The organism is Methylobacterium sp. NMS14P, assembly GCF_028583545.1.
Classification (GTDB): Bacteria; Pseudomonadota; Alphaproteobacteria; order Rhizobiales; family Beijerinckiaceae; genus Methylobacterium.
In genome coordinates, this window is the sequence record NZ_CP087106.1 from 5,717,108 (window position 1) to 5,738,548 (window position 21,441).

Consider the following 21,441-nt stretch of genomic DNA (forward strand, 5'->3'; position numbering starts at 1 on the left):
CCGGTTGTTCCGATCGAAGATCGCGTGGACGATCACGCGTGCTGCCCCCTCGGCATCGCCACCCAGTGCCCCGGCGCCACCTCGGTGAGCGGCCCGTCCGGCGGCTGGTCGTGGCCGGCGAGGTCCCGCGCGGCGAGGCGGGCGCGCTCCTCGGCCGGATGCGGCACCGGCACCGCGGCGAGCAGGCGGCGCGTGTAGGGATGGCGCGGATCCTCGTAGAGGGCATCCGCCTCGGCCAGCTCGACGATCCGCCCGCGCCAGAGCACCGCGACCCGGTGGCAGAGGTAGCGCACCATCCGCAGGTCGTGGGAGATGAACAGGTACGACAGGCCCATCTCGTCCTGAAGATCCTGCAGCAGGTTCACCACCTGCGCCTGGATCGAGACGTCGAGTGCCGCGATCGGCTCGTCGGCGACGATGAAGCTCGGTTTGAGAGCGATCGCCCGGGCGATGCAGATGCGCTGCCGCTGGCCGCCCGAGAACTGGTGCGGGTAGCGCCCCATGAAGCGCGGATCGAGCCCGACCCGCTGGAACAGGGCCGCCACCGCCTCCCGCCGCTCCGGGCCGCGCATGTCGCGCCGGTGCAGCTTGAACGCTTCCGCGACGTAGTCGCCCGCGCTCATCCGCGGGTTGAGGGCGGCGTAGGGATCCTGGAACACGGTCTGGATCCGCGCGCGCATCTTGCGCATGGCGCCCGCCGAGAGCTTGGCGAGGTCGGTGCCCTCGAACGCGATGGTGCCCGAGGTCGGCGGGTTCAGCATGGTCACGGCACGGCCGATCGTCGACTTGCCGGAGCCGGACTCGCCGACGAGACCCAGGGTCTCGCCGGGGCGGATGTCGAAGCTCACGCCCTCGACGGCGCGGAACACCGCGCCCTTGCCGCCCCACCAGGAGCGGAGGGGATAGTGCTTGGACAGGTCGCGCACCGAGACGACCGGCTGCTGCGACGCGTTCATCGCGCGGCCTCCTGGCTCAGGAGCTTCGGCAGGTCGTACCAGGCGGCGACGAGGTGGCCGGGGGCGGCGCCGGGCGCCTGCGCCAGGGGCGGCATCTCGGTCCGGCAGCGGGGCGTCGCGAAGGCGTTGCGCGGCGCGAACGGATCGCCCGGCGGGAGATGGCGCATGTCCGGCGGCGCGCCCTCGATCTGATGCAGGCGACGGCGCCCGGCGCGACCGCCGGACAGGTCCGGCAGGGAGCGCAGCAGCCCGAGCGTGTAGGCGTTGCGGGGATCGGCGAAGATGTCGTCGACCGGGCCGCGCTCCAGGATCCGGCCGGCATACATCACCTGCACGGTGTCGCTGATCCCCGCCACCACGCCGAGATCGTGGGTGATCCAGATGATCGCCATGCCGAGCTCGCGCTTCAGCTCCTGCACCAGGGCGACGATCTCGGCCTGGACGGTGACGTCCAGCGCCGTGGTCGCCTCGTCGGCGATCAGCAGCTTCGGGCGGCAGCTGAGGCCGATCGCGATCATCACCCGCTGGCGCTGGCCGCCGGAGAACTCGTGCGGGTACTGGTCGAGGCGTGCCGCCGCGTTCGGGATGCGGACGAGGTCGAGCAGCTCCTTGGCCCGGGCGCGGGCGGCGCGGGCGTCGAGGCCGAGATGGATCCGCAGGGGCTCGACGATCTGCGCCGCCACGGTCATGCCGGGGTTGAGCGAGCTCATCGGGTCCTGGAACACGAAGCCGATCGCGCCGCCGCGGATTTTTCGGAGGTCCCGCTCCTTCAGGGCGAGCAGGTCGCGCCCCTCGAACAGCACTTGGCCACCGGTGATGCGGCCCGGCGGGCGCGGGATCAGGCCCAGCATGGCGAGCACGTGCACGCTCTTGCCGGAGCCGGACTCGCCGACGATCCCCAGCGTCTCGCCCTCGTGCAGGGTGTAGGACACGCCGTTGACCGCGTGGACCGCCCCGCCGTCGGTGTCGAAGGCAACCGCGAGGTCGCGGACTTCGAGGAGGGGCTGAGTCATGTGCGCTGCCTCGGGTCGAGGGCGTCCCGCAGGCCGTCGCCGAACAGATTGAAGGCGAGCACCGCCAGGAAGATCGACAGGCCGGGCCAGATCGCCATCCAGGGCGCCTCGTCCATGAAGTTCTTGGCGGTGTTAAGCATCGCCCCCCAGGAGGGCTCGGGCGGCTGCTGGCCGAGGCCCAGGAAGGACAGGCTCGCCTCCGCGATGATCGCGGCCGCGATGGTGAGCGTCGCCTGGACGAGGATCGCCGGGACGATGTTGGGCAGGATGTGGACCCGCGCGATCCGCCACGGCGGGTTGCCCATGGCGCGGGCCGCCTCCACGAACTCCTCGGCCGCCACGGCGCGCACCTGCGCCCGGGTCAGCCGGATGAAGGTCGAGGTCGCCGAGAGGCCGATGGCGATCATGGCGTTGACGAGGCTCGGACCGAGGAAGGCGGCCAGCGCGATCGCCAGGATCAGGAACGGGATCGCCAGAAGCGCGTCGGTGAGCCGGGAGATCGCCCCGTCGATCCAGCCGCCCGCGTAGCCGGCGAGCAACCCCAGGGGCAGGCCGAGGGACACTGCCAGCGCCACCGAGACGAGGCCGGCGCCGAGCGAGGCCCGGGCGCCGAAGATGATCCGCGAGAGCACGTCGCGCCCGACCTCGTCGCCGCCGAACGGGTGCGCGAGGCTCGGCGCGCCGCGGACGTTGCCCCAGTCGGTGGCAGTCGGGTCGTAGGGGGCGATCCAGGACGCGAACACCGCCATCAGCACCAGCAGGCCGACGATGACGAGGCCCGCGACGGCGCTCTTGCGCGCGCGCAGCCGGCGCCAGAAGGCCCTCAGGGTGCCGGGTTCCTGGAGGAGGGTCGGGGCGGGAGCGCCCGACGGGACGGCCTCCAGGCCGACGGCCTCGGCGCGGGCGATCTCGCTGCCGGTGCTCATGCCCGCCTCAGCTTCGGGTTCACGGCCGCCGAGAGCAGGTCGGCGGCGAGGTTCAGGGCGATGTAGGTGGCGGCGGTGCAGATCACGACGCCCTGCACGGTGGCGAAGTCCCGGTTGAACACTGCATCGACCATCAGCTTGCCGAAGCCCGGCACCGAGAAGACCTGCTCGGTGAGCACCGCCCCGGACAGGAGCTGCCCGAATTCGAGCGCCCCCAGGGTAATGATCGGGATCGCGGCGTTGGGCAGCGCGTGCCGCAGGGTCACCCGCAGGGGCGAGACGCCCTTGGCGCGCGCGGTGCGCACGTAATCGGAGCCCAGCACGCCCAGCATCGCCGCGCGGGTGTGGCGCATCATCACCGCCGCGATGGCGTTGCCGAGCACGAAGGCCGGCATCACCATGGCGGCGAGGTTCTCCGACAGGCTCTCGAAGGGCGAGACGTAGCCGGAGGCCGGCAGCCAGCCGAGCTCCACCGAGAACAGCAGGATCAGCAGGATCCCGAGCCAGAAATTCGGCACCGACAGGCCCCAGAGCGCCACGCCGTTGGCGATCGTGTCGGCGGCCTGACCGCGCTTGACCGCCGAGAGCACGCCCATCGGCACGCCGATGGCCAGCGCCACCAGCATGGCGAGGCAGGCGAGTTCGAGCGTCACCGGCAGCTTCTCGACGATCAGCTCGGAGACCGGCTTCTGCAGCCGGATCGACTCGCCGAGGTCGCCCCGCAGGACGCCGCCGGCCCAGTAGGCGTAGCGCACCGGTAGGGGCTCATCGAGGTGGTATTTTTCCCGGATGAAGGCGATCACCTGCGGGTCGCGCTCCTCGCCGGTGAGCGCGGTGGCGACGTCGCCGGGCAGCAATTGCTGCAGGGCGAAGATGATCATCGAGGCGAGGATCAGGGTCGGGACCGCCAGGGCGAGGCGTCGCGCCAGGAACCGCAGCATCAGTTGAGCTTCAGGCCGGTGAAGCGCACGAGCCCGTCCGGGTAGGGCACGAAGCCCGTGAGCTTCTGGCTGTAGGCCCAGAGCAGCTTGCGGTGCAGGATGTAGATGCCCGGCCGGTCCTTCAGGACCTGATCGGCCAGAGCTTTCCAGGCGGCCTTGCGCTTGGCCTGGTCGACGGTGCCGCGCTCGGCCTGGAGCGCCGCGTCGGCCTCCGGGCTGCAGTACTTGGGATAGTTCAGCGCCGCCTTGCATGAGAGGAAGCTGAACGTGTTGCCGTCCGGGTCCGAGCGGCCGCTCCAGGAATAAAGCTGCGCCTCGTAGTTGCCCTTGTCGGCGGCGTCGAGCGCCGTGGTGAAGTCCACCGCCTGGATCTTCACGTCGAACCCGGCCTCCTTGGCCATCGCCTGGATCACCTGCCCGGTGCGCGGCGAGTCGCTATCGGCGTAGACGGTGAGCGTGATCTGCGGGTTCGGCTTGCCGGCCTCGGCGAGTAGAGCCTTGGCCTTGGCGACGTCCCGCTTCGGGATCGGGTACTCGGCCACGTAGTTCGGATTCTTCGGGTTGACCCACTGGTTCCCGGCCAGGAACTCGCCGTTGTAGACGACCTGATTGATCGCGTTGCGGTCGATGGCCGCCTCGAAGGCGGCGCGCACCTTCGGGTCGGAGACCGGCGAACCGGCCTTGTGGGGGTTGAACAGGATCTCCTGGAAGCCGAGCTCGTAGGTGGAGTCGAGCTTCAGCTTGGCGTCGCGCTTCACCTGCGCCACGTCGGTGGGGGCGAGGCGCTCCAAGAGGTCGAGCTGACCCGCCCGGAGGTTGGTGAGCCGCACGGTGGCGTCGGGGATCGGCCGGAACTCGATCCGCTGGATGTGGATCGCGTCCTTGTTCCAGTAGTCGGGGAAGCGCTCGACCACGATCCGGTCCTGCGGCACCCGCTCGACGAACTTGTACGGACCGGCGCAGACGGGCGCGGAGGCGAACTTGTCGCCCAGCCGCTCGGCGGCTTTCGGCGAGACCATCATGCCGGCCCGGTCGGTGAACTGCGCGAGCAGCGGCGCGAACGGCTGCTTCAGGTTGATGCGGAAGGTCAGGTCGTCGACCACGTCCACCGAGTCGATCGGCGCGATCTCCGAGCGGCGCTGCGAGCCCGGCATCTTCATGTGCCGCTCGATCGAGAACTTGGCGGCCGCGGCGTCGAGCTTCTCGCCGTCGTGGAACAGCACGTTCGGGCGCAGGTGCATGGTCAGCGCCTTCTCGTCGGGCGAGAGCTCCCAGGATGTCGCGAGCTGCGGCACGGGCTTCAGGTCCGGGCCGATGTCCACGAGCTTGTCGCAGAGCGCCGCGAACACCATCCGGCTCGCGAAGGTGCGGGCGAGCGTCGGGTCGAGGGCGTCCGGATCCTCCATCATGCCGTAGCGCAGGGTCTGCGCGGCGGCGGGCCCGGTTAGGACGAGACCGGCGAGGAGACAGGCGGCGAAACGCAACATGAGACCGGTCCGGACGGAGACGGGAGGAGCGGAGCGGATCGGCCGCGTCCGTTCCAGGGACGACCGGCAGTGTCGCGCGGCCGTGTGGCATGCACAATCCCAGGCAGCATCCATGCCATAGGGTCAAGATGCATCTTGTATTCAGTTTCTGCCGCGACCGGATCGCCGCGGCCGGCGGCGCTCGGGGCGCGACGATCGCGCACCCGCGCCGAGCGCTGAGTGGAACGGACCCGCGCGTTCCGTGCCGTGCGCGCCGGGGTCGGGGACGCGGCGCGACATAGATCGGGATAAATCCAATTTTACGATTTGCCTGAACAGCCCGGAAGAATCTCGGGCCGCAGAAGGTCGTCGATGTATTCTTCATGATGAAACGGGTGAGATGGTCCGGCGGCACATCGTCATGTTGCCCGCGTTGTGCTGGAGCCAGCGGCGTCGCGATTTCTACGCCGTGACCGCAGACGTCTCGACCGAGGGCATCCGGTTCCGATCCTCCTCGCTCCTGGCGCCGGGTGAGGATCTCACCTGCAGCATCCGCCATGTCGGGACGCTCGAGGCCCGCATCGCCCGCGTCGCCGGCCAGGAATTCATCGTCTGCGTCCGCGGTGGGCGCGCGATCCTCACCGATCTCGCCCGTCAGTTCGTGACGCTGGCGCGGGCCCAGGACCTGCAGCCCGAGCCGATCCGGGCTCACCGGCGAATCGTGCCGAGGCAGAAGATCGTCCAGGTCACGACCGCGTCCGGGGAGGCCTTCCAGGGCCACGTCCTCAACGTCTCGGCCTCCGGCGTCGCCCTGCTCGTCGACCACGAGCTGGAGATCGGGGCGATGATCCAAGTCGGGCGAAAGACCGCAACGGTGATGCGCCACTTCACCCACGGTGTCGGGGCCGCCTTCTCGGAGCCGTTCGCGCCGTCGGCGGTCCACGAGGCGATGTCGTTCTGAGGCTTCGGCGCCGGACCGGCCGGCGCCGCGCGGCTGCGCTCATCGGTCTCCGACCCCTCGCGGCGGCGGCGGAAGGGCGCTACATCTTCGCGGGTCCCGCGAAGGATCCTTGATGAAGCGCCCGCTCTCCGCCCGACCCGCCGCATCTCTGACGCTCCTGCCGGCGGCGCTCATCCTGCTGCCCCAGGCGGCGCTCGCCCATCCGGGCCATGGCGCCGCGACGGGCGCGGAGGCGGGCTTCCTCCATCCGCTTCTGGGCGCCGACCATGTGCTCGCGATGGTCGCGGTCGGCCTCCTCGCCAGCCTGCGCGGCGGACGGGCGCTCTGGGCACTGCCCCTGTCGTTCCTGGCGCTGATGAGCGCGGGGGCGGGACTGGGCACGGCCGGCATCGCGCTGCCGCATGTCGAGATCGGGATCGCGCTGTCCATCGTCGTGTTCGGCCTCGCCGCCATCGTCGGACTGCGCGCGCCGGTCGCCCTGCTGGCCGCCCTGGTCGGCGTCTTCGCGGTGTTCCACGGCTACGCCCACGGGGCCGAGATGCCGGAGACCGCCCCCGGCCTGTCCTTCGGCCTCGGTTTCCTCGCGGCCACCGCGCTCCTGCACGCCGCGGGGATCGGCCTCGGCGTCGCGGCGTCGCGGATCGGAGCGACGCGGGCCGCCCCGGCCCTCGGCGCCGGCCTCGCCGCGGCCGGCCTCGCGCTGCTGGCGCTCCCCGCCTGAGCACCTCAGCCGACCCGCCGCGGAGCCCAGCCCCGGCCGCGGGCGAGGCACCCCGGCTGAGCATCCGCATCGATCTCGGGCCGGGGCACCGCCTCGGTCCCGGCAAGGTGCGGCTTCTGGAGATGATCGCCGAGCACGGCTCCATCTCGGGCGCCGGCCGCGCGCTGGGCATGTCGTACCGCCGCGCGTGGCTGCTGGTCGAGGCGATGAACACCGGCTTCGGCCGGCCCGTGGTCGAGGCGCAGACCGGCGGCCGGGCCGGCGGGGGCGCGCGCCTCTCGGCCTTCGGCGCGGACGTGGTGCGCCGGTACCGGGCCGTGGAGGCGGCCGCGGAGGCGGCGGCCGCGCCGTTCCTGAATAGCCTGGGACAGGTCGGGGACGCGTAACCGGGCTGGGCGTGGGCGCGAACCCGGGTGCGATGTCACAGGCCCTCGGGGGCTGACGTCACCCTGTCCCGCCCCACGTCCCGCCGGCCGCGACAATCCCGGCAGCAAGAAGAGAACCCCCATGGCAAAACTCACGACGCTCGCCCTGATGGGCCTGCTGGCCGTCACCACCGGTGCGCAGGCGGCACCGAAGGTCGAGCGCCTGCGCGGGACCGTCGAGGCGGTCGCGGGCGGCGGCTTCACGCTGAAGACGCTCGACGGCGCGTCGGAAACCGTGGCGCTCGCCCCCGACGCGAAGGTCTCCTGGGTCATCCCGTCGAGCCTCGACGCGATCAAGGACGGCGTCTTCATCGGCACCGCCACGAAGGGCCAGCCGCCGGTCGCCCTGGAGGTGGTGCTGTTTCCCGAGGCGATGCGCGGCACCGGCGAGGGACACTACGACTGGGACATGATTCCCGACCGCACGGCGGGCGGGGCGCCGGTGAAGAGCGCGATGACCAACGGCACCGTGAAGGCGGACGTGCGCTCGACCGCGCCGGACGCGCCCCGCGTGAAGAGCGCGATGACCAACGGGACTGTGAAGGCGAGCAGCGGCGGGGCGGAGCGGACCCTCACCGTCGATTACGGCCAGGGCCAGTCGCTGCAGATCCTGGTGCCGCCGCAGGCGCCGGTCGTCAGCTTCGAGCCCGCCAGCGCCTCGGCCGTGACGCCCGGCGCGAAGGTCTTCGTGATCGCCGCCCGCGGGGATGACGGCCGCATCACCGCCCGGCGCGTCGCCGTCGGCAAGGATGGCCTGACGCCGCCCATGTGAGGCTGTCACCCGACACATCCGCGCGCGGCGGCCGTCCGGTGCCGCCGCGCCGGCGAATCGCTGAGACGGCGTGAGCCGCCCGGACCCGGGTCGGGTCCGGGCGGGCTGCTGCCCGTCGGAGCGGCAGGTCAGCCGCTCAGGACAGCATTCGTGCACATTCGGCGGACCGTTGCCGACTAAAGCACCCCGAGAATGTTGCCAGGCCGCAACATCGCGCTGGAACTGCCAAGGCGGCCGCGAATCCTCGTTGCTCGCGGAAACCCGTTCGCACATGGTGATCGTGCACGGGGGCATCGCCAAGCGAGAGCCCGCAGGAGCCTGCCACCTAAGACGCGGGCCAAACCTACAGAACGTGCGGCTAGACCCGGATAACCGGGCACGTCCGCATCATTGGGTCTCGAAGCTTTGGAGATGTCTATGAAGCTCTTGAAGAGCTCATTGCTCGGGTCTGCTGCTGCGTTCGCGGCGGTAGGCGCAGCCCACGCCGCCGACCTGCCGGTCAAGAAGGCGGTCCCGATCGAGTACGTCCGCGTCTGCGGCGCCTACGGCGCCGGCTTCTTCTACATCCCCGGCACCGACACCTGCCTGCGTCTCTCCGGCCGCGCCCGGTTCGAGGGCGGCTACATGACCAGCTACTCGCGCCAGGGCAGCAACGGCGACACGTCGGGCTACCAGGGCCGGATGCGCATCAACCTCGATGCCCGCACCCAGACCGCCTACGGCACGCTGCGCGCCTTCGTCCGCCTCGATGCCGGCTCCCGCACCGGCTACTCCGGCGTCGGCACCTCCGGCACCCAGCAGCGCATCGGCCAGGCCTTCCCGGGCCTCGGCATCGACCAGTTCGGCCGCGCCCAGCAGTTCGTGAACGTCGACAAGGCGTTCATCCAGTTCGCCGGCATGACCGCCGGTCGCGCCTCGTCGTTCTTCGACTTCTACGCCCACGACTTCGAGTTCGCCGGCGCCACGCTGGGCTCCGACATCGCCTCGACCAACCTGCTCGCCTACACGGCCACGCTCGGCAACGGCCTGTCCGCCACGATCTCGGCCGAAGATCCGGTCTTCCGCCGCAGCGTGATCTTCTCGCAGACCAACAACCCGGGCGGCGTGACGGTCAACGCCAACCTCGCCAACTTCGCGCAGTCTCAGTCGCCGGCCGAGGTGTTCATCGGCTACACCAACGGCGTGCCGACCCGGTACAGCTTCGTCGACGTGATCCAGCGCTCGCGCATGCCCGATGTGGTCGGCGCCCTGCGCCTCGACCAGGCCTGGGGCTCGGCTCAGGTCTCGGCGGCCGTCCACGAGCTGAACGTCGGCAACGTCGCCAACGGCGCCGGCACCGGCACCGGCTCGAACATCAGCATCCCGCACGCCAGCAACTCGTACGGCTGGGCGGTGCAGGGCGGCCTGAAGATCAACACGCCGTTCATCGCGCCGGGCGACGCCCTCTACCTCCAGGGCGCCTACGGCTCCGGTGCCCAGATGTACACCGGCTACTGCGCGTTCAGCGGCTGCTACTCGCAGAACCCGGCCACCATCCAGGGCCAGAAGTTCGCTCAGTACATCAACGACGCGACGCTCAACCCGTTCTCGGGTCAGCTGGAGCAGTCGACGAGCTTCACCGCGACGGCCTCGTACCTGCACTACTGGTCGCCGGAGTGGCGCTCGGCCTTCTTCGGGTCGTACGGTGAGATGAGCTACGGCAGCGGGGCCCGTCTGGCCCAGGGCGCGGCCTTCGCGCTGGCGAACGCGCCCGGCACCAACTCCTTCGGCGTGAACGCCGTCGGCGTGCCGGGCACCCGGTTCTTCCAGCTCAGCGAGGCGCTGCGCGACACCTACCAGTTCGTGGCGGGCGGCAGCATCATCTGGTCGCCGGTCAAGGACCTCGATATCGGTGTCGAGGGCTTCTACACCCAGATCGGCGTCAAGAGCGGCCGCGTGATCGACCGCGACAAGAGCCCGACCGCCTACGCCAACGTCGCCGGCATCAACAACGGCACCTTCGTGCCGCGGACCACCACGGCGGACAGCGTCTCCACCTTCCGCTTCCGCGTCCAGCGCGACTTCTAAGCCACTTCACCGGCGCCGGGGCTTCGGCCTCCGCGCCGGTCCCCGTGCTTCAGAAACCTCAAGGCTCGGCTTCGGCCGGGCCTTTTTCGTTGTGCACTCCCGCCCCCGGCCCGTGAGGCCGTCAGCCCCCGGACGAGGTCGCCCACGCGACCCGGCGCGACCCGGCGCGACCACCGCCGTCGTGCCGTCTTGGCGCGGCGCGGGGCGGTGACCGGCGCGGGTCCGCTGGCGGAGCCTCCGTTGCCAGGCGGGCACGGTCTGGTGCCCGGTCGGGCGGCTCGCTGCGCCTGCCCCGTTCGAAGACCTGCCGGTGAGATGGCCGGCACCGCACCGCGCCGCTGCGCGGCCTCATTCGCCCGACCCCATCGTCCGGACGCGCGCCGCTTCTGTCGAGCCGGACCGGTGCCGCCGCGTCGTGTGCCGCACGCCATCCGACGGATGATCCGGTCTTCCGGCGGGCGACCCGGACCCGCGCGGTACGCGCCTCGAATCGGTCGCCGGCGACCGTAGGCCCGTTGCGTAGCACCGAGTCGGTTTTGACCGCGGTCGCTAGGCCTCTCTGGCCAGATGCGGCCCGCGCGACAGCCCTGAGCCGGCCTCGGAGCGGTCGCTCGTCGATTGGTGCCGATCACCCGAGAAATCTGGATTTAATACTATCTGATCTGCCTCGTAGATCTCTGAGCGAACTGGAAACGGCAATAACGATTGTCGTTTTTCTAAATCTTATAATAAGATTTGTTGCGGTCGTACAACATTATCTTGGAAGAGTGCTGAGAAAATCGAATCTTTGTTGCGTGCAAGGATGTCGATGCACAGTGTCGTCGGGCAAATGGGCCTCAAAGTCGCCGTAGCAAGCTAGAACAACCCGGAAATCGGCGATATATTCGCAGATTATGCTTGGAATGTCCGGTCTTGCTCATCCCTTTGCGAGATTTGAGCTGAAAAATCCGGAGACGTCGATGCCATTACTGAGATCATCGTTGCTGGGGTCCGCCGCCGCGTTCGCGACGCTGGGCGCTGCACACGCCGCCGACCTGCCGATCAAGAAGGCGGTCCCGGTCGAGTACGTCCGCGTCTGCGGCGCGTACGGCGCGGGCTTCTTCTACATCCCCGGCACCGATACCTGCCTGCGCATCTCGGGCCGCGCGCGGTTCGAGGGCGGATACATGACGGCGTCCACGCGGCAGGCCGGCACGAACGCCGGTGACACCGCGGGTTATCAGGCCCGTCTGCGCATCAACCTCGATGCCCGCACGCAGACCGCCTACGGCACGCTGCGCGCCTTCGTCCGCCTCGATGCCGGCTCCCGCACCGGGTACGCGCGCTCGGGGACGCAGGCTCGCATCGGGCAGGCCTACGACGCCACCGGCGTCGACGAGGCCGGGCATGCGCAGCAATTCATGAACGTCGACAAGGCGTTCATCCAGTTCGCCGGTCTCACGGCCGGTCGCGCGTCGTCGTTCTTCGACTTCTACGCCCACGACTTCGAGATCTACGGCGCGACCTCTGGCTCGGATGTCTCCTCCACCAACCTCCTCGCCTACACGGTGACGCCCGGCTACGGCCTGTCGGCCACGCTGTCGATCGAGGATCCGGTCTTCCGGCGCAGCCCGATCTACGCGCCGGCCGGCACCGCGTCGCCGGTGAGCCCGGTCTTCGTCGGCTACTTCGGAGGTGCACCGATCGGGGTCAGCAGCATCGACAGCGTCCAGCGCGAGCGGTTGCCCGACGTGGTCGGCGTCCTGCGCGTCGATCAGGCCTGGGGCTCGGCGCAGCTCTCCGCCGCGGTGCACGAGCTGAACGTGGGCAACATCGCGACGACCCCGGCGGCGGGCGCCAATGTCGGCGTCGCGCACACCAGGAGCGTCGAGGGCTGGGCGGTGCAGGGCGGCCTGAAGATCAACGCCCCCTTCGTCGCGCCGGGCGACGCCCTCTATCTCCAGAGCGCCTACGCCGACGGCGCGCAGATGTACACGGGATACTGCGCCTTCACCGGCTGCTACACGCAGCTCAACAACGGTTTCCACGGCCAGAAGATCTACCAGAGCTTCTCGGACGCGACGGTCAACCCGTTCACCGGCCAGCTGCAGACATCGCAATCCTTCTCGGCGGTCGCGTCGTTCCTGCATTACTGGACGCCGGAATGGCGCTCGGCGGTCTTCGGCTCCTACGGAGAGCAGGATTTCTCCCGCAATGCCCGTCTCGCCCAGGGCGCGCTCTACAACGTCCTGAACTTCAACGGCGCCGCCAATTTCGGCTCCAACGCGGTCGGCGCGCCCGGAACGCGCTTCTACCAGTTGAGCCAGGCTCTGCGCGACACCTACCAGGTCGCCGCGGGCGGCAGCCTCATCTGGTCGCCCGTGCGCGACCTCGATATCGGCCTCGAGGCCTTCTACACCCAGATCGGCGTCAAGCACGGGCGCGCGATCGACTCCGACAAGAGCCCCACCGCCTACGCCAACGTCGCCGGCATCAACAACGGCACGTTCGTCCCGCGCACCGTGACCCACGACTCGGTCTCGCAGGTCCGCTTCCGCGTCCAGCGCGACTTCTGATCGACGATCTCGGCGACGGGGCTTCGGTCCCGCCGCCTGTCCCCCGCAGGCTGCCGTCATGGCCCGGTCGACCGCCGGGCCATTTTCGTGACCCGTGACCACGACGGAGACGGGGTCTTAATCCCGGCCGACGGGACAGGTCGCGTCCTTTGTTCCCAGGATCGCGTTGCCGCCCATCATTCGCGCTGCTACGCCGGATGTCACTTTATCGCCGCCCATCGTGCGGGACTCGACGGATCGCGGCTCGGCGCGCGGTCGCGAGGGCGCGGCGAAACGGCCCGCAAGCGGTCAGAGATCCGGGGGGACGCCATGACCAGCACCGCATCACCGAGCCCGATCCCATCGCCGGCTGAGGGCCGGGTGGAGGACGGGCGCGCGGCCCGGTTCTGGCCGGACGTCTGGTGGCGTCTGATCGACTTCAAGATCGGCATCATACCGCTCCCGATCTTCGTCGTGCTGGCGATCCTGCTCACCGTCCTGGTTCAGGAGGGCGAGATCAAGCCCGACGGGCCGACCATGATCGCCGTGCTGGTGATGGGCGGCTTCACCTGCGCGGAGATCGGCAAGCGGATCCCGATCCTGAAGAACATCGGTGCAGGCGCGATCTTCGCGACCTTCATCCCCTCGGCGCTGGTCTACTACGCGCTGGTGCCGGCGCAGATGGTGAAGGCGATCACCGATTTCACCAAGTTCACCAACTTCCTCTACATCTACATCGCCACGATCATCGTCGGCTCGATCCTCGGGATGGATCGCGAGGTCCTGATCAAGGGCTTCCTCAAGATCTTCGCGCCGCTCGCCCTCGGCTCCGTGGCGGCGGCCCTCGTCGGCACGCTGGTCGGCACGCTCCTCGGCCTCGGCCCCTACAAGACGTTCTTCTTCATCGTCGTGCCGATCATGGCCGGCGGCGTCGGCGAGGGGGCGATCCCGCTCTCCATCGGCTACGCGGCGATCCTCGGCCTGCAGCAGGGCGTGGTCTTCGCCCAGGTGCTGCCGCCGGTGATGCTGGGCTCCCTGACCGCGATCATCCTGTCGGGCACCCTGAACTCCGTCGGCAAGCGCTACCCGCACCTCACCGGCGAGGGGCGCCTCCAGCCCGATTCCGACGGCATCAAGTCGAGCGACGCGCAGGCCAAGGCCGAGGCCGCCAAGGGCCAGATCGACCCCGCCACGATCGGCGCGGCCGGGCTCACGGCGATTACCCTCTACCTGCTCGGCGTCATGGCCCACCACCTCGTCGGCCTGCCGGCGCCGGTGGCGATGCTGTTCCTCGCCGTCCTGGCGAAGCTCGCCAGCGCGGTGTCGCCCCATCTCCAGGCCGGCGGCTTCGTGGTCTACAAGTTCGTGCAGGTCTCGATGACCTACCCGCTGCTCTTCGCCATCGGTGTGTCGCTGACCCCCTGGCACGAGCTGATGGCCGCCTTCACCCTGGTGAACCTGATCACCATCGTGTCGACCGTGGTGACGCTGATGACCGTGGGCTTCTTCGTCGGCCGCTGGCTCGGCATGTACCCGATCGAGACCGCCATCGTGAACGCCTGCCACAGCGGCCAGGGCGGCACCGGCGACGTGGCGATCCTCACGGCGGCGAACCGCATGGCGCTGATGCCCTTCGCGCAGATCGCCACCCGCATCGGCGGCGCGCTGACCGTGACCGGCACGATCGTCGCCATGAAGTGGATCGGTGCCTGACGGGCACCCGGAAAGGACGTCGTCATGGCCGGTGATCCCGGGGCCGTCGGGGCCACGCTCCAGTCGAGGATCGGGGCGATCCTCCGCTCGACGAGCGGCAACTTCCTGGAGATGTTCGACTTCTTCCTGTTCGGGTTCTACGCCACCTACATCGCGCGGGCGTTCTTCCCGTCGGGCAACGAGACCACCGAGCTGCTCCTGACCTTCGGCACGTTCTGGCTCGGGGCGCTGATGCGGCCGCTCGGGGCGATCGTGCTGGGCGCCTATATCGACCGGATCGGCCGCCGGAAGGGCCTGATCATCACGCTCGCCATCATGGCGAGCGGCACGGTGCTCATCGCGTTCTGCCCGAGCTACGACACGATCGGCATCGCGGCCCCGCTGATCGTGCTCGCCGGACGCCTGCTGCAGGGGTTCTCGGCGGGCGTCGAGATCGGCGGCGTCTCGATCTACCTGTTCGAGATCGCCACGCCGGGGCGGCGCGGCTTCTACACGTCGTTCCAGTCGGCGAGCCAGCAGGTGGCGATCATGTTCGCCGCCCTGATCGGCTACGGGCTGAACGCCTTCCTGACCAAGCAGCAGATCGGCGATTTCGGCTGGCGCATCCCGTTCCTGATCGGCTGCCTGATCGTGCCGTTCATCTTCTTCATCCGGCGCTCGCTCCAGGAGACGCAGGACTTCGCCAAGCGGACCCGCCACCCGACCACCCGCGAGATCCTCACCACGGTGGTGGCCAACTGGCGGATCGTGCTGCTCGGCATGATGCTGACCACCATGACGACGGTGACCTTCTACATGATCACCGTCTACACCCCGACCTTCGGCAAGAACGTCCTCAAGCTCACCGAGACCGAAAGCCTGATCGTGACGCTGTTCGTGGCGATCACCAACTTCATCTGGCTGCCGGTGGGCGGGGCCTTGTCGGACGCCATCGGTCGCAAGCCGGTGCTGCTCACGATCTCGACCCTGTCGCTGCTGACGACCTACCCGGCCCTGCACTGGCTCGTGGCCGATCCAACCTTCGGCAAGATGCTCGCCGTGGAGCTGTGGTTCTCGTTCTTCTTCGGCGTCTACAACGGCGCGATGGTGGTCTCGCTCTCCGAGGTGGTGCCGGCCCATGTCCGCGCGAGCGGTTTCTCGCTGGCCTACAGCCTCGCCACCGCGCTGTTCGGCACGGCGACGCCCATGGTCTCGACCTTCCTGATCGAGAAGACCGGTGACCGGGCGGCACCGAGCTACTGGCTGATGGCGGCGGCCGCCTGCGGCATCGTCGCGACGCTCGCGCTGTTCCGGAGTCGACCGGGACTGGAGCGCGTGCCGGCCCACGCCTGAGGGCCGGGGCCGATCAGCTCTCCTGCCAGATCCGGATTCGCGCCTTGAAGGCGGCCCGGATATGGGCCCGGGCCGCGGCCTCGGCGGCATCCCCGTCGTGGGTCCGGATCGCCGCCACGATCGCGGCGTGCTCGGCGAGCGATTCCGCGGCGCGGTCGGGCGCCGCCAGCGTGGTGGCGCCCGGGAGCAGCACCAGCGACAGGCGCATCGTCTCCAGCGTGCTCTGCAGGAAGCGGTTGCGCGCCGCCCCGTGGATCTGCCGGTGGAACAGGCGGTTGGTCCGTGCCAGCGCGGGCGCGTCCCCGAGGAGCGTCCGGTCCCGGGCGACCATCTCCTCCAGGATCTCGGTCTCGACCGTGCTGGCGTGGATCGCCGCGAGGCGCGCGGCCGTCCCCTCCAGCACCTCGCGCAGGTCGTAGAGCTCGCTCACCTGCCCGTAGTCGAGTTGCGCCACGCTGGCGCCCCGGTGCGGCTCGTGGGCGACGAGGCCCTGCGCCTCCAGCCGGCCGAGCGCCTCGCGCACCGGCGTGCGGCTGATCTGGAACCGCTCGGCGAGTTCGGCCTCGCGCAAGCGGCTGCCGGGCGCGAGCTCGCCGTCCTCGATCGCCCGCAACAGCCGCTCATAGGCGCCGGCGCCGCTGGAGCGCTCCGCTTCGCTGGCCTTCATGTCCGGCTCTCCTCGGCGCGGCCATAGCGCGAAACCGACGGTCCCGATACGCTTGCGGCAGATTGCATGCAGTCGTATACAATGCTGCTAGAACAGCCGGTGGAGAGGAGACAGGGATGCAGTGTCCGGACGATGCGCAGTGGGACGTGGTCGTGGTCGGGTCGGGCAACGCCGCCATGAGCGCCGGTCTCGCCGCCCTGGAGCGCGGCGCCTCGGTGCTGATGATCGAGAAGGCCGAGCGGGACCTGGCCGGCGGCAACACCGCCTACACGGCCGGCGCCATGCGCTTCGTCTACGCGGGCAACGACGACCTGATCCCGCTGCTGGTCGATCCCGAGGATCCGCGCCTGCCGCGGACCGATTTCGGTGCCTACACGGCGCAGAAGTTCGAGGAGGACCTGCTCGGCTTCAACGACGGGCGGCCGCTCTCGCGCGAGCAGCGCATCCTGATCGACGAGAGCGGCGCGGCCCTGCGCTGGCTGGCGACGCAGGGGGTGAAGTTCGAGCCGATCTATTCCCGCCAGTCCTTCGAGAAGGACGGGCGCTTCGTGTTCTGGGGCGGCCTGACGCTCGCCACCCACGACGAGGGCTTCGGCCTCGCCCGGGCCGAGCTGGAGGCCTTCACCCGGGCCGGCGGCGAGATCCGCTACGGCTGCCCGGCCCAGGGTCTGATCGTGCAGGACGGGCGCGTCGTCGGCGTGGAGACGCCGCAGGGGCCGGTCCGGGCGGCGTCCGTGGTGCTGGCCTGCGGCGGCTTCGAGTCGAACGCCGCCCTCCGCACGCGCTTCATCGGCGAGGGCTGGGACAAGGCGCGGGTGCGCGGCACGCCCCACAACCAGGGCGACGGGCTCCAGATGGCCCTGGACCTCGGCGCCAAGGCCCACGGCTTCTACGGCGGCTGCCACGCCACGCCGATGGACCTGCACACCCCCGATTACGGCAACCTCGACCTGCCGCACGGCGAGCGCAAGCACTACCGGAAGATCTGCTACTTCCTGGGGCTGATGCTGAACGCGAACGGCGAGCGCTTCGTCGACGAGGGCAAGAATTTCCGCAACTACACCTACGCCCAGTTCGGCCGCTCGATCATGGAGCAGCCCGGGCACGTGGCGTGGCAGATCTTCGACGCCAAGGTCGATCACCTGCTCTACAGCGAGTACCGGTTCCACGACGCGCACTTCGTCGAGGCCGACACCCTGGACGGGCTCCTCGACCGGCTCGAGGGCATCGACCGGGCGGCGGCGCGGCGGACCATCGCGGCGTTCAACGCCGCCGTTGACGAGAGCGTGCCGTTCGACCCGACCGTGAAGGACGGGCGCGGCACCAGCGGCCTCGCCCTGCCGAAGTCGAACTGGGCGCAGAAGATCGAGACCGGGCCGTTCAAGGCATACCCGGTCACGGGCGGCATCACCTTCACCTACGGCGGCGTCGAGGTCGGCGACGACGGCGGCGTGAAGCGCGCGGACGGCGGGGCGATTCCGGGCCTCTACGCCTGCGGCGAGATGGTCGGCGGCGTGTTCTTCAACGGCTATCCCGGCGGTTCGGGACTGACCTCCGGCGTCGTGTTCGGCCGCCGCGCCGGCTACGGCGCCGCCGGGAGGGCGCGCGGGTAGGGGCCTCACCGGAGCGCGCCGCTCGCCCGCTCTCGCGGCGGGGGAGAGGCGCGTGCAGCGCCGTCCCGGATTTCCCCAGCGGCCCATCGCCCCCTGTCCGCCGCCCCGGCGCGGGCGTAGAAGCCCAGCCATGCCCGCCCGACAGGCCGTCTTCACCATCTCCCGCGGTGTCCCGTTCCTGCCGACGCTCGCCGAGGCGCTGCTCTCCGGCCGCCTCGTCGGGCCGGTGGCGGACGATCCGCTGGCGCTCGCCGCTGTCACCATCTACCTGCCGACCCGCCGCGCGGCCCGGGCGCTCGGCGCGATCCTGGCCGAGAGGCTCGGCCGAGACGCGCCCGGGCAGGCGACGCTGCTGCCGCGGATGATCCCCCTCGGCGAGGCCGACGAGGCCGAGCTCGACCTCGCCGCCGAGCCGCTGCTGGAGGAGAACGCCGACCCCCTGAGCATCCCGATGCCGCCGCTCGAGCGCCGGTTGATCCTGGCCCGCCTCGTCCAGGCCTGGGCCAGGACCGTCGACCGGACCCTGCTGCCGCTGGACGCCGAGGTGCCGTTCCTGGTGCCGTCCTCACCCGCCGACGCGGTCGGGCTCGCCGGCGATCTCGAGCGCTTGATGGACGCGCTCACCGTCGAGGGCCTGCCCTGGTCGGAGATCGGCGCGGCCGTCGAGGCCGAGTATTCCCGCTACTTCGGCCTGACCCTCGACTTCGTGAAGATCGCCGCCGAGAACTGGCCGAAGCTCCTGGCCGAGCGGGGCCTCGCCGATCCGGTCGCCCGCGCCCGCGGGCTCGTGCTGGCCGAGGAGCGGCGCCTGTCCCGCAGCGCGACGCCGGACCCGGTGATCGTCGCTGGGTCGCTGGGCTCGGTGCCGGCCACGGCCCGGCTCATCGCCGCGGTGGCCAAGCTGCCCCACGGCGCCGTGGTCCTGCCCGGGCTCGATCTCGACCTCGACGCGGCCGGATGGGACGGCATCGACACCGGCGAGGGCTTCTCCCGGGTGATCGCGCACGGCCACCCGCAGGCGGTGCTGCACCGGCTGCTCGGGCCGGAGAACCTCAACCTCGGCCGCGCGGACGTCGCCGCCCTCGGCGAGCCCGATGCCGGCCAGACGGCGCGGGCCGCGCTCCTGTCGCAGGCCCTCCGGCCGGCCGACACCACCGACGCGTGGGCGGCGCTCGACCCGGCCGAGCGCGACACCGTCGCCCGCCTCGGCCTCGAAGGGCTCGCGCTCGCCGAGGCGGGCGACGAGCGCGAGGAGGCGCTGGTCGCGGCGCTGGCGCTGCGCGAGACCCTCCAGACTCCCGGCGCCACCGCGGCCCTGATCACGCCCGACCGCGGGCTCGCCGGCCGGGTCGCCGTCGAGCTGCTGCGCTGGGGCATCGTGGCGGAGGATTCCGCCGGCTTGTCCCTTGCCGGAAGCGCCGCCGGGCGGCTCGCCCGGCTCGCCGCGGAACTCGCCGCTGACCTCGCCCGCGATCAGGCCGACGCGATCCCGGCCCGGCTGATCGCGCTGCTCTCCCATCCGATGGTCCATCTCGGCCTGCCGCGTCCCGACGTGGTCCGGGGCGCGGCGGCCCTGGAGATCGGGTTGCTGCGCGGCCCGGTCCCGGCCCCGGGCTTCGACGGCCTGCGCAAGGCCCTCGCCGCCGAGCGCGCCGGGCCGCCCGAGCACCGGCCCCGGGCCAAGCGCCGCCTGAAGGACGTCGACTGGGAGCTGGCCGCGGACCTGCTGGACCGGCTGGATCTGGTGTTCCGGGATTTCCCGGGCGCGGACGGGGCCGGGGAATGCGACCTCGTCACCACCGCCACGGGGCACCGGGAGGCGTGCGACCGGCTGATCGCCGGGCCGGAGGAGGTCTTCCCGGCGGAGACGGACGGATCCCTGTCCTGCCTCGACGCCCTGTTCGACGACTTGGAGATGGCCGAGCCCGGCCTGATGCCGGGGCGGTTCGACGAGTACGCCACCTTCTTCACGTCGCTGGCCCGGGAGCGCAAAGTCGCCTGCTCGGGCGAGGCGCCGCATCCGCGTCTGCGCATCCTCGGGCTGCTGGAGGCGCGCCTGCTGTCGGTGGACCGCGTCGTGCTCGGCGGCCTGGACGAGGGCGTCTGGCCGGTGCGCACGCTGACCGACTCGTTCCTCAACCGGCCGATGCGCGAGCGGGTCGGCCTCAACCCGCCCGAGCGGCGGATCGGTCAGATGGCCCACGACTTCGTGCAGGCGCTCGGCTGCCGCGACGCGGTGATCACCCGGGCTCTGAAGCGGGAGGGCGCGCCGACCGTGCCGTCGCGCCTGATCCAGCGCCTGCGCGCCCTCTCGGGCGACGCCCGCTGGGACACCGTCCTGCACGCGGGGCGCCGGCTCACGGGCCTCGCCGCGCGGCTCGATGCGGCGCCGCCGGAGCCGCGGCTGAAGCGCCCCGCGCCGAAGCCGGACCCGGCGCTGTTCCCGCGCTCGCTCAGCGTCACCGAGATCGAGACGCTGGTGCGCGATCCCTACAGCATCTTCGCCCGCCACGTGCTCGGGCTCGACCCGCTCGATCCGCTGGCGGCGGCGCCGGGCGTCGCCACCCGCGGCTCCCTGGTGCACGACGTCTTCGCGGAATTCGCCGCCCGCCATCCCACGGACCTGCCGCCGGACGCGGCGGAGCGGCTTCTGAACCTCGCGGTCAACGCCTTCGGCGACATCGAGGCGGAGTACCCGAACCTCTACGCCGAGTGGTGGCCGCGCTACGAGCGCATGGCCTCGGCCTATCTCGACTGGGAGGCGCAGCGCCGGCCCGGCCTGACCCGGGTCTACCCGGAGGTCTCCGGCCGCTGGGTGATCCCGATGGGACGCGAGACCTTCACGCTGCGCGCCCGGGCCGACCGGATCGAGCTGAGGCCTGACGGCACCGCCTGCATCGTCGACTACAAGACCGGGACGCCACCCTCGGGGAAGATGATCTTCACCGGATTCTCGCCGCAGCTCACCCTGGAGGCGGCGATGCTGATGCACGGCGCCTTCGCGGACCTGCCGGCCGTGAAGACGACGCCGGACCTGCTCTACGTCCACGCCTCGGGCGGGCGGAAGCCCTTCGTCCCGATCCCGGTGAAGCCGCCCCGGGGCGAGGAGCGCGGCGTGGAGGCGATCGTGGCCGAGCACGCCGCGCGGCTCCGGGGACTGGTAGCCCGGTTCATGACCGGCGAGGCGGCCTACACGGCGCGGCCCTACCCGCAATACGCCAGCAAGTACGGCGCCTACGACCACTTGGCCCGGGTGCTCGAGTGGTCGCTCGCGGGGGACGAGGGCGGGGAGTAACCCCGCCCCGTCGCTTCAGAGGTATCCCGCCCGCACCTC

The 21,441-nt window shown here is 70.7% G+C and carries 16 protein-coding genes; 10 read left to right on the plus strand and 6 right to left on the minus strand.

What is annotated here, in order from left to right; all coding sequences use genetic code 11:
- Positions 1 to 32: 32 nt before the first annotated feature.
- Genes LOK46_RS27280 through LOK46_RS27300 form a run of 5 tightly spaced genes read right to left on the minus strand, consistent with a single transcriptional unit; the run spans position 33 to position 5,323 of the window.
- Entirely contained in the window at positions 33 to 956 is a 924-nt protein-coding gene (locus LOK46_RS27280; RefSeq protein ID WP_273561449.1) for an ABC transporter ATP-binding protein, read from the minus strand.
- Positions 953 to 1,969, minus strand: coding sequence for an ABC transporter ATP-binding protein (locus LOK46_RS27285; RefSeq protein ID WP_273561450.1), 1,017 nt, complete (start codon positions 1,967 to 1,969; stop codon positions 953 to 955). The genes LOK46_RS27280 and LOK46_RS27285 overlap by 4 nt, the downstream gene beginning before the upstream one ends.
- A complete protein-coding gene (locus LOK46_RS27290) occupies positions 1,966 to 2,895 on the minus strand; it encodes an ABC transporter permease (protein ID WP_273561451.1) in 930 nt (309 codons plus the stop codon). The genes LOK46_RS27285 and LOK46_RS27290 overlap by 4 nt, the downstream gene beginning before the upstream one ends.
- Positions 2,892 to 3,836 (minus strand): ABC transporter permease, encoded by a 945-nt coding sequence (locus LOK46_RS27295; RefSeq protein WP_024828306.1) that lies wholly within the window; start codon positions 3,834 to 3,836, stop codon positions 2,892 to 2,894. The genes LOK46_RS27290 and LOK46_RS27295 overlap by 4 nt, the downstream gene beginning before the upstream one ends.
- Complete coding sequence (locus LOK46_RS27300) at positions 3,836 to 5,323, minus strand: ABC transporter substrate-binding protein (protein ID WP_273561452.1); 1,488 nt, start codon at positions 5,321 to 5,323, stop codon at positions 3,836 to 3,838. Before LOK46_RS27300 ends, LOK46_RS27295 begins: the two co-directional genes overlap by 1 nt.
- Positions 5,324 to 5,771: 448 nt before the next feature.
- Here LOK46_RS27300 and LOK46_RS27305 point away from each other — a divergent pair, with 448 nt between their 5' ends.
- The 8 genes from LOK46_RS27305 (at position 5,772) to LOK46_RS27340 (ending at position 15,827) form a co-directional block, all read left to right on the plus strand.
- Positions 5,772 to 6,263, plus strand: a complete 492-nt coding sequence (locus LOK46_RS27305) for a PilZ domain-containing protein (protein WP_273561453.1) — start codon at positions 5,772 to 5,774, stop codon at positions 6,261 to 6,263.
- Positions 6,264 to 6,375: 112 nt separating this feature from the next.
- Positions 6,376 to 6,984: a HupE/UreJ family protein gene (locus tag LOK46_RS27310; protein WP_273561454.1), complete on the plus strand. Its 609-nt coding sequence runs from the start codon at positions 6,376 to 6,378 to the stop codon at positions 6,982 to 6,984.
- 107 nt (positions 6,985 to 7,091) lie between these two features.
- Complete coding sequence (locus tag LOK46_RS27315; RefSeq protein ID WP_273561455.1) at positions 7,092 to 7,370, plus strand: winged helix-turn-helix domain-containing protein; 279 nt, start codon at positions 7,092 to 7,094, stop codon at positions 7,368 to 7,370.
- 121 nt (positions 7,371 to 7,491) lie between these two features.
- Positions 7,492 to 8,181, plus strand: coding sequence for a metal ABC transporter permease (locus LOK46_RS27320; protein ID WP_273561456.1), 690 nt, complete (start codon positions 7,492 to 7,494; stop codon positions 8,179 to 8,181).
- 417 nt (positions 8,182 to 8,598) lie between these two features.
- The gene (locus tag LOK46_RS27325; RefSeq protein WP_273561457.1) at positions 8,599 to 10,248 is read left to right on the plus strand and encodes a porin; all 1,650 of its coding nucleotides are present in this window, start codon (positions 8,599 to 8,601) and stop codon (positions 10,246 to 10,248) included.
- A gap of 959 nt (positions 10,249 to 11,207) precedes the next feature.
- Positions 11,208 to 12,803, plus strand: a complete 1,596-nt coding sequence (locus LOK46_RS27330) for a porin (RefSeq protein ID WP_273561458.1) — start codon at positions 11,208 to 11,210, stop codon at positions 12,801 to 12,803.
- 309 nt (positions 12,804 to 13,112) lie between these two features.
- Positions 13,113 to 14,495: a 2-hydroxycarboxylate transporter family protein gene (locus tag LOK46_RS27335; RefSeq protein ID WP_273561459.1), complete on the plus strand. Its 1,383-nt coding sequence runs from the start codon at positions 13,113 to 13,115 to the stop codon at positions 14,493 to 14,495.
- Positions 14,496 to 14,519: 24 nt separating this feature from the next.
- Positions 14,520 to 15,827 (plus strand): MFS transporter, encoded by a 1,308-nt coding sequence (locus LOK46_RS27340; RefSeq protein WP_273561460.1) that lies wholly within the window; start codon positions 14,520 to 14,522, stop codon positions 15,825 to 15,827.
- Between the two features lie 13 nt (positions 15,828 to 15,840).
- Here the strand turns inward: LOK46_RS27340 and LOK46_RS27345 are convergent, their stop codons facing one another.
- On the minus strand, positions 15,841 to 16,494 hold the full coding sequence (locus LOK46_RS27345) for a GntR family transcriptional regulator (protein ID WP_273561461.1): 654 nt from the start codon (positions 16,492 to 16,494) through the stop codon (positions 15,841 to 15,843).
- A gap of 116 nt (positions 16,495 to 16,610) precedes the next feature.
- Between LOK46_RS27345 and tcuA the strand changes: the two genes are divergently transcribed.
- Positions 16,611 to 18,107: an FAD-dependent tricarballylate dehydrogenase TcuA gene (gene tcuA / locus LOK46_RS27350; RefSeq protein ID WP_273561462.1), complete on the plus strand. Its 1,497-nt coding sequence runs from the start codon at positions 16,611 to 16,613 to the stop codon at positions 18,105 to 18,107.
- Positions 18,108 to 18,237: 130 nt separating this feature from the next.
- Positions 18,238 to 21,402, plus strand: coding sequence for a double-strand break repair protein AddB (gene addB, locus LOK46_RS27355; protein WP_273561463.1), 3,165 nt, complete (start codon positions 18,238 to 18,240; stop codon positions 21,400 to 21,402).
- The last annotated feature ends 39 nt before the right edge of the window (positions 21,403 to 21,441 follow it).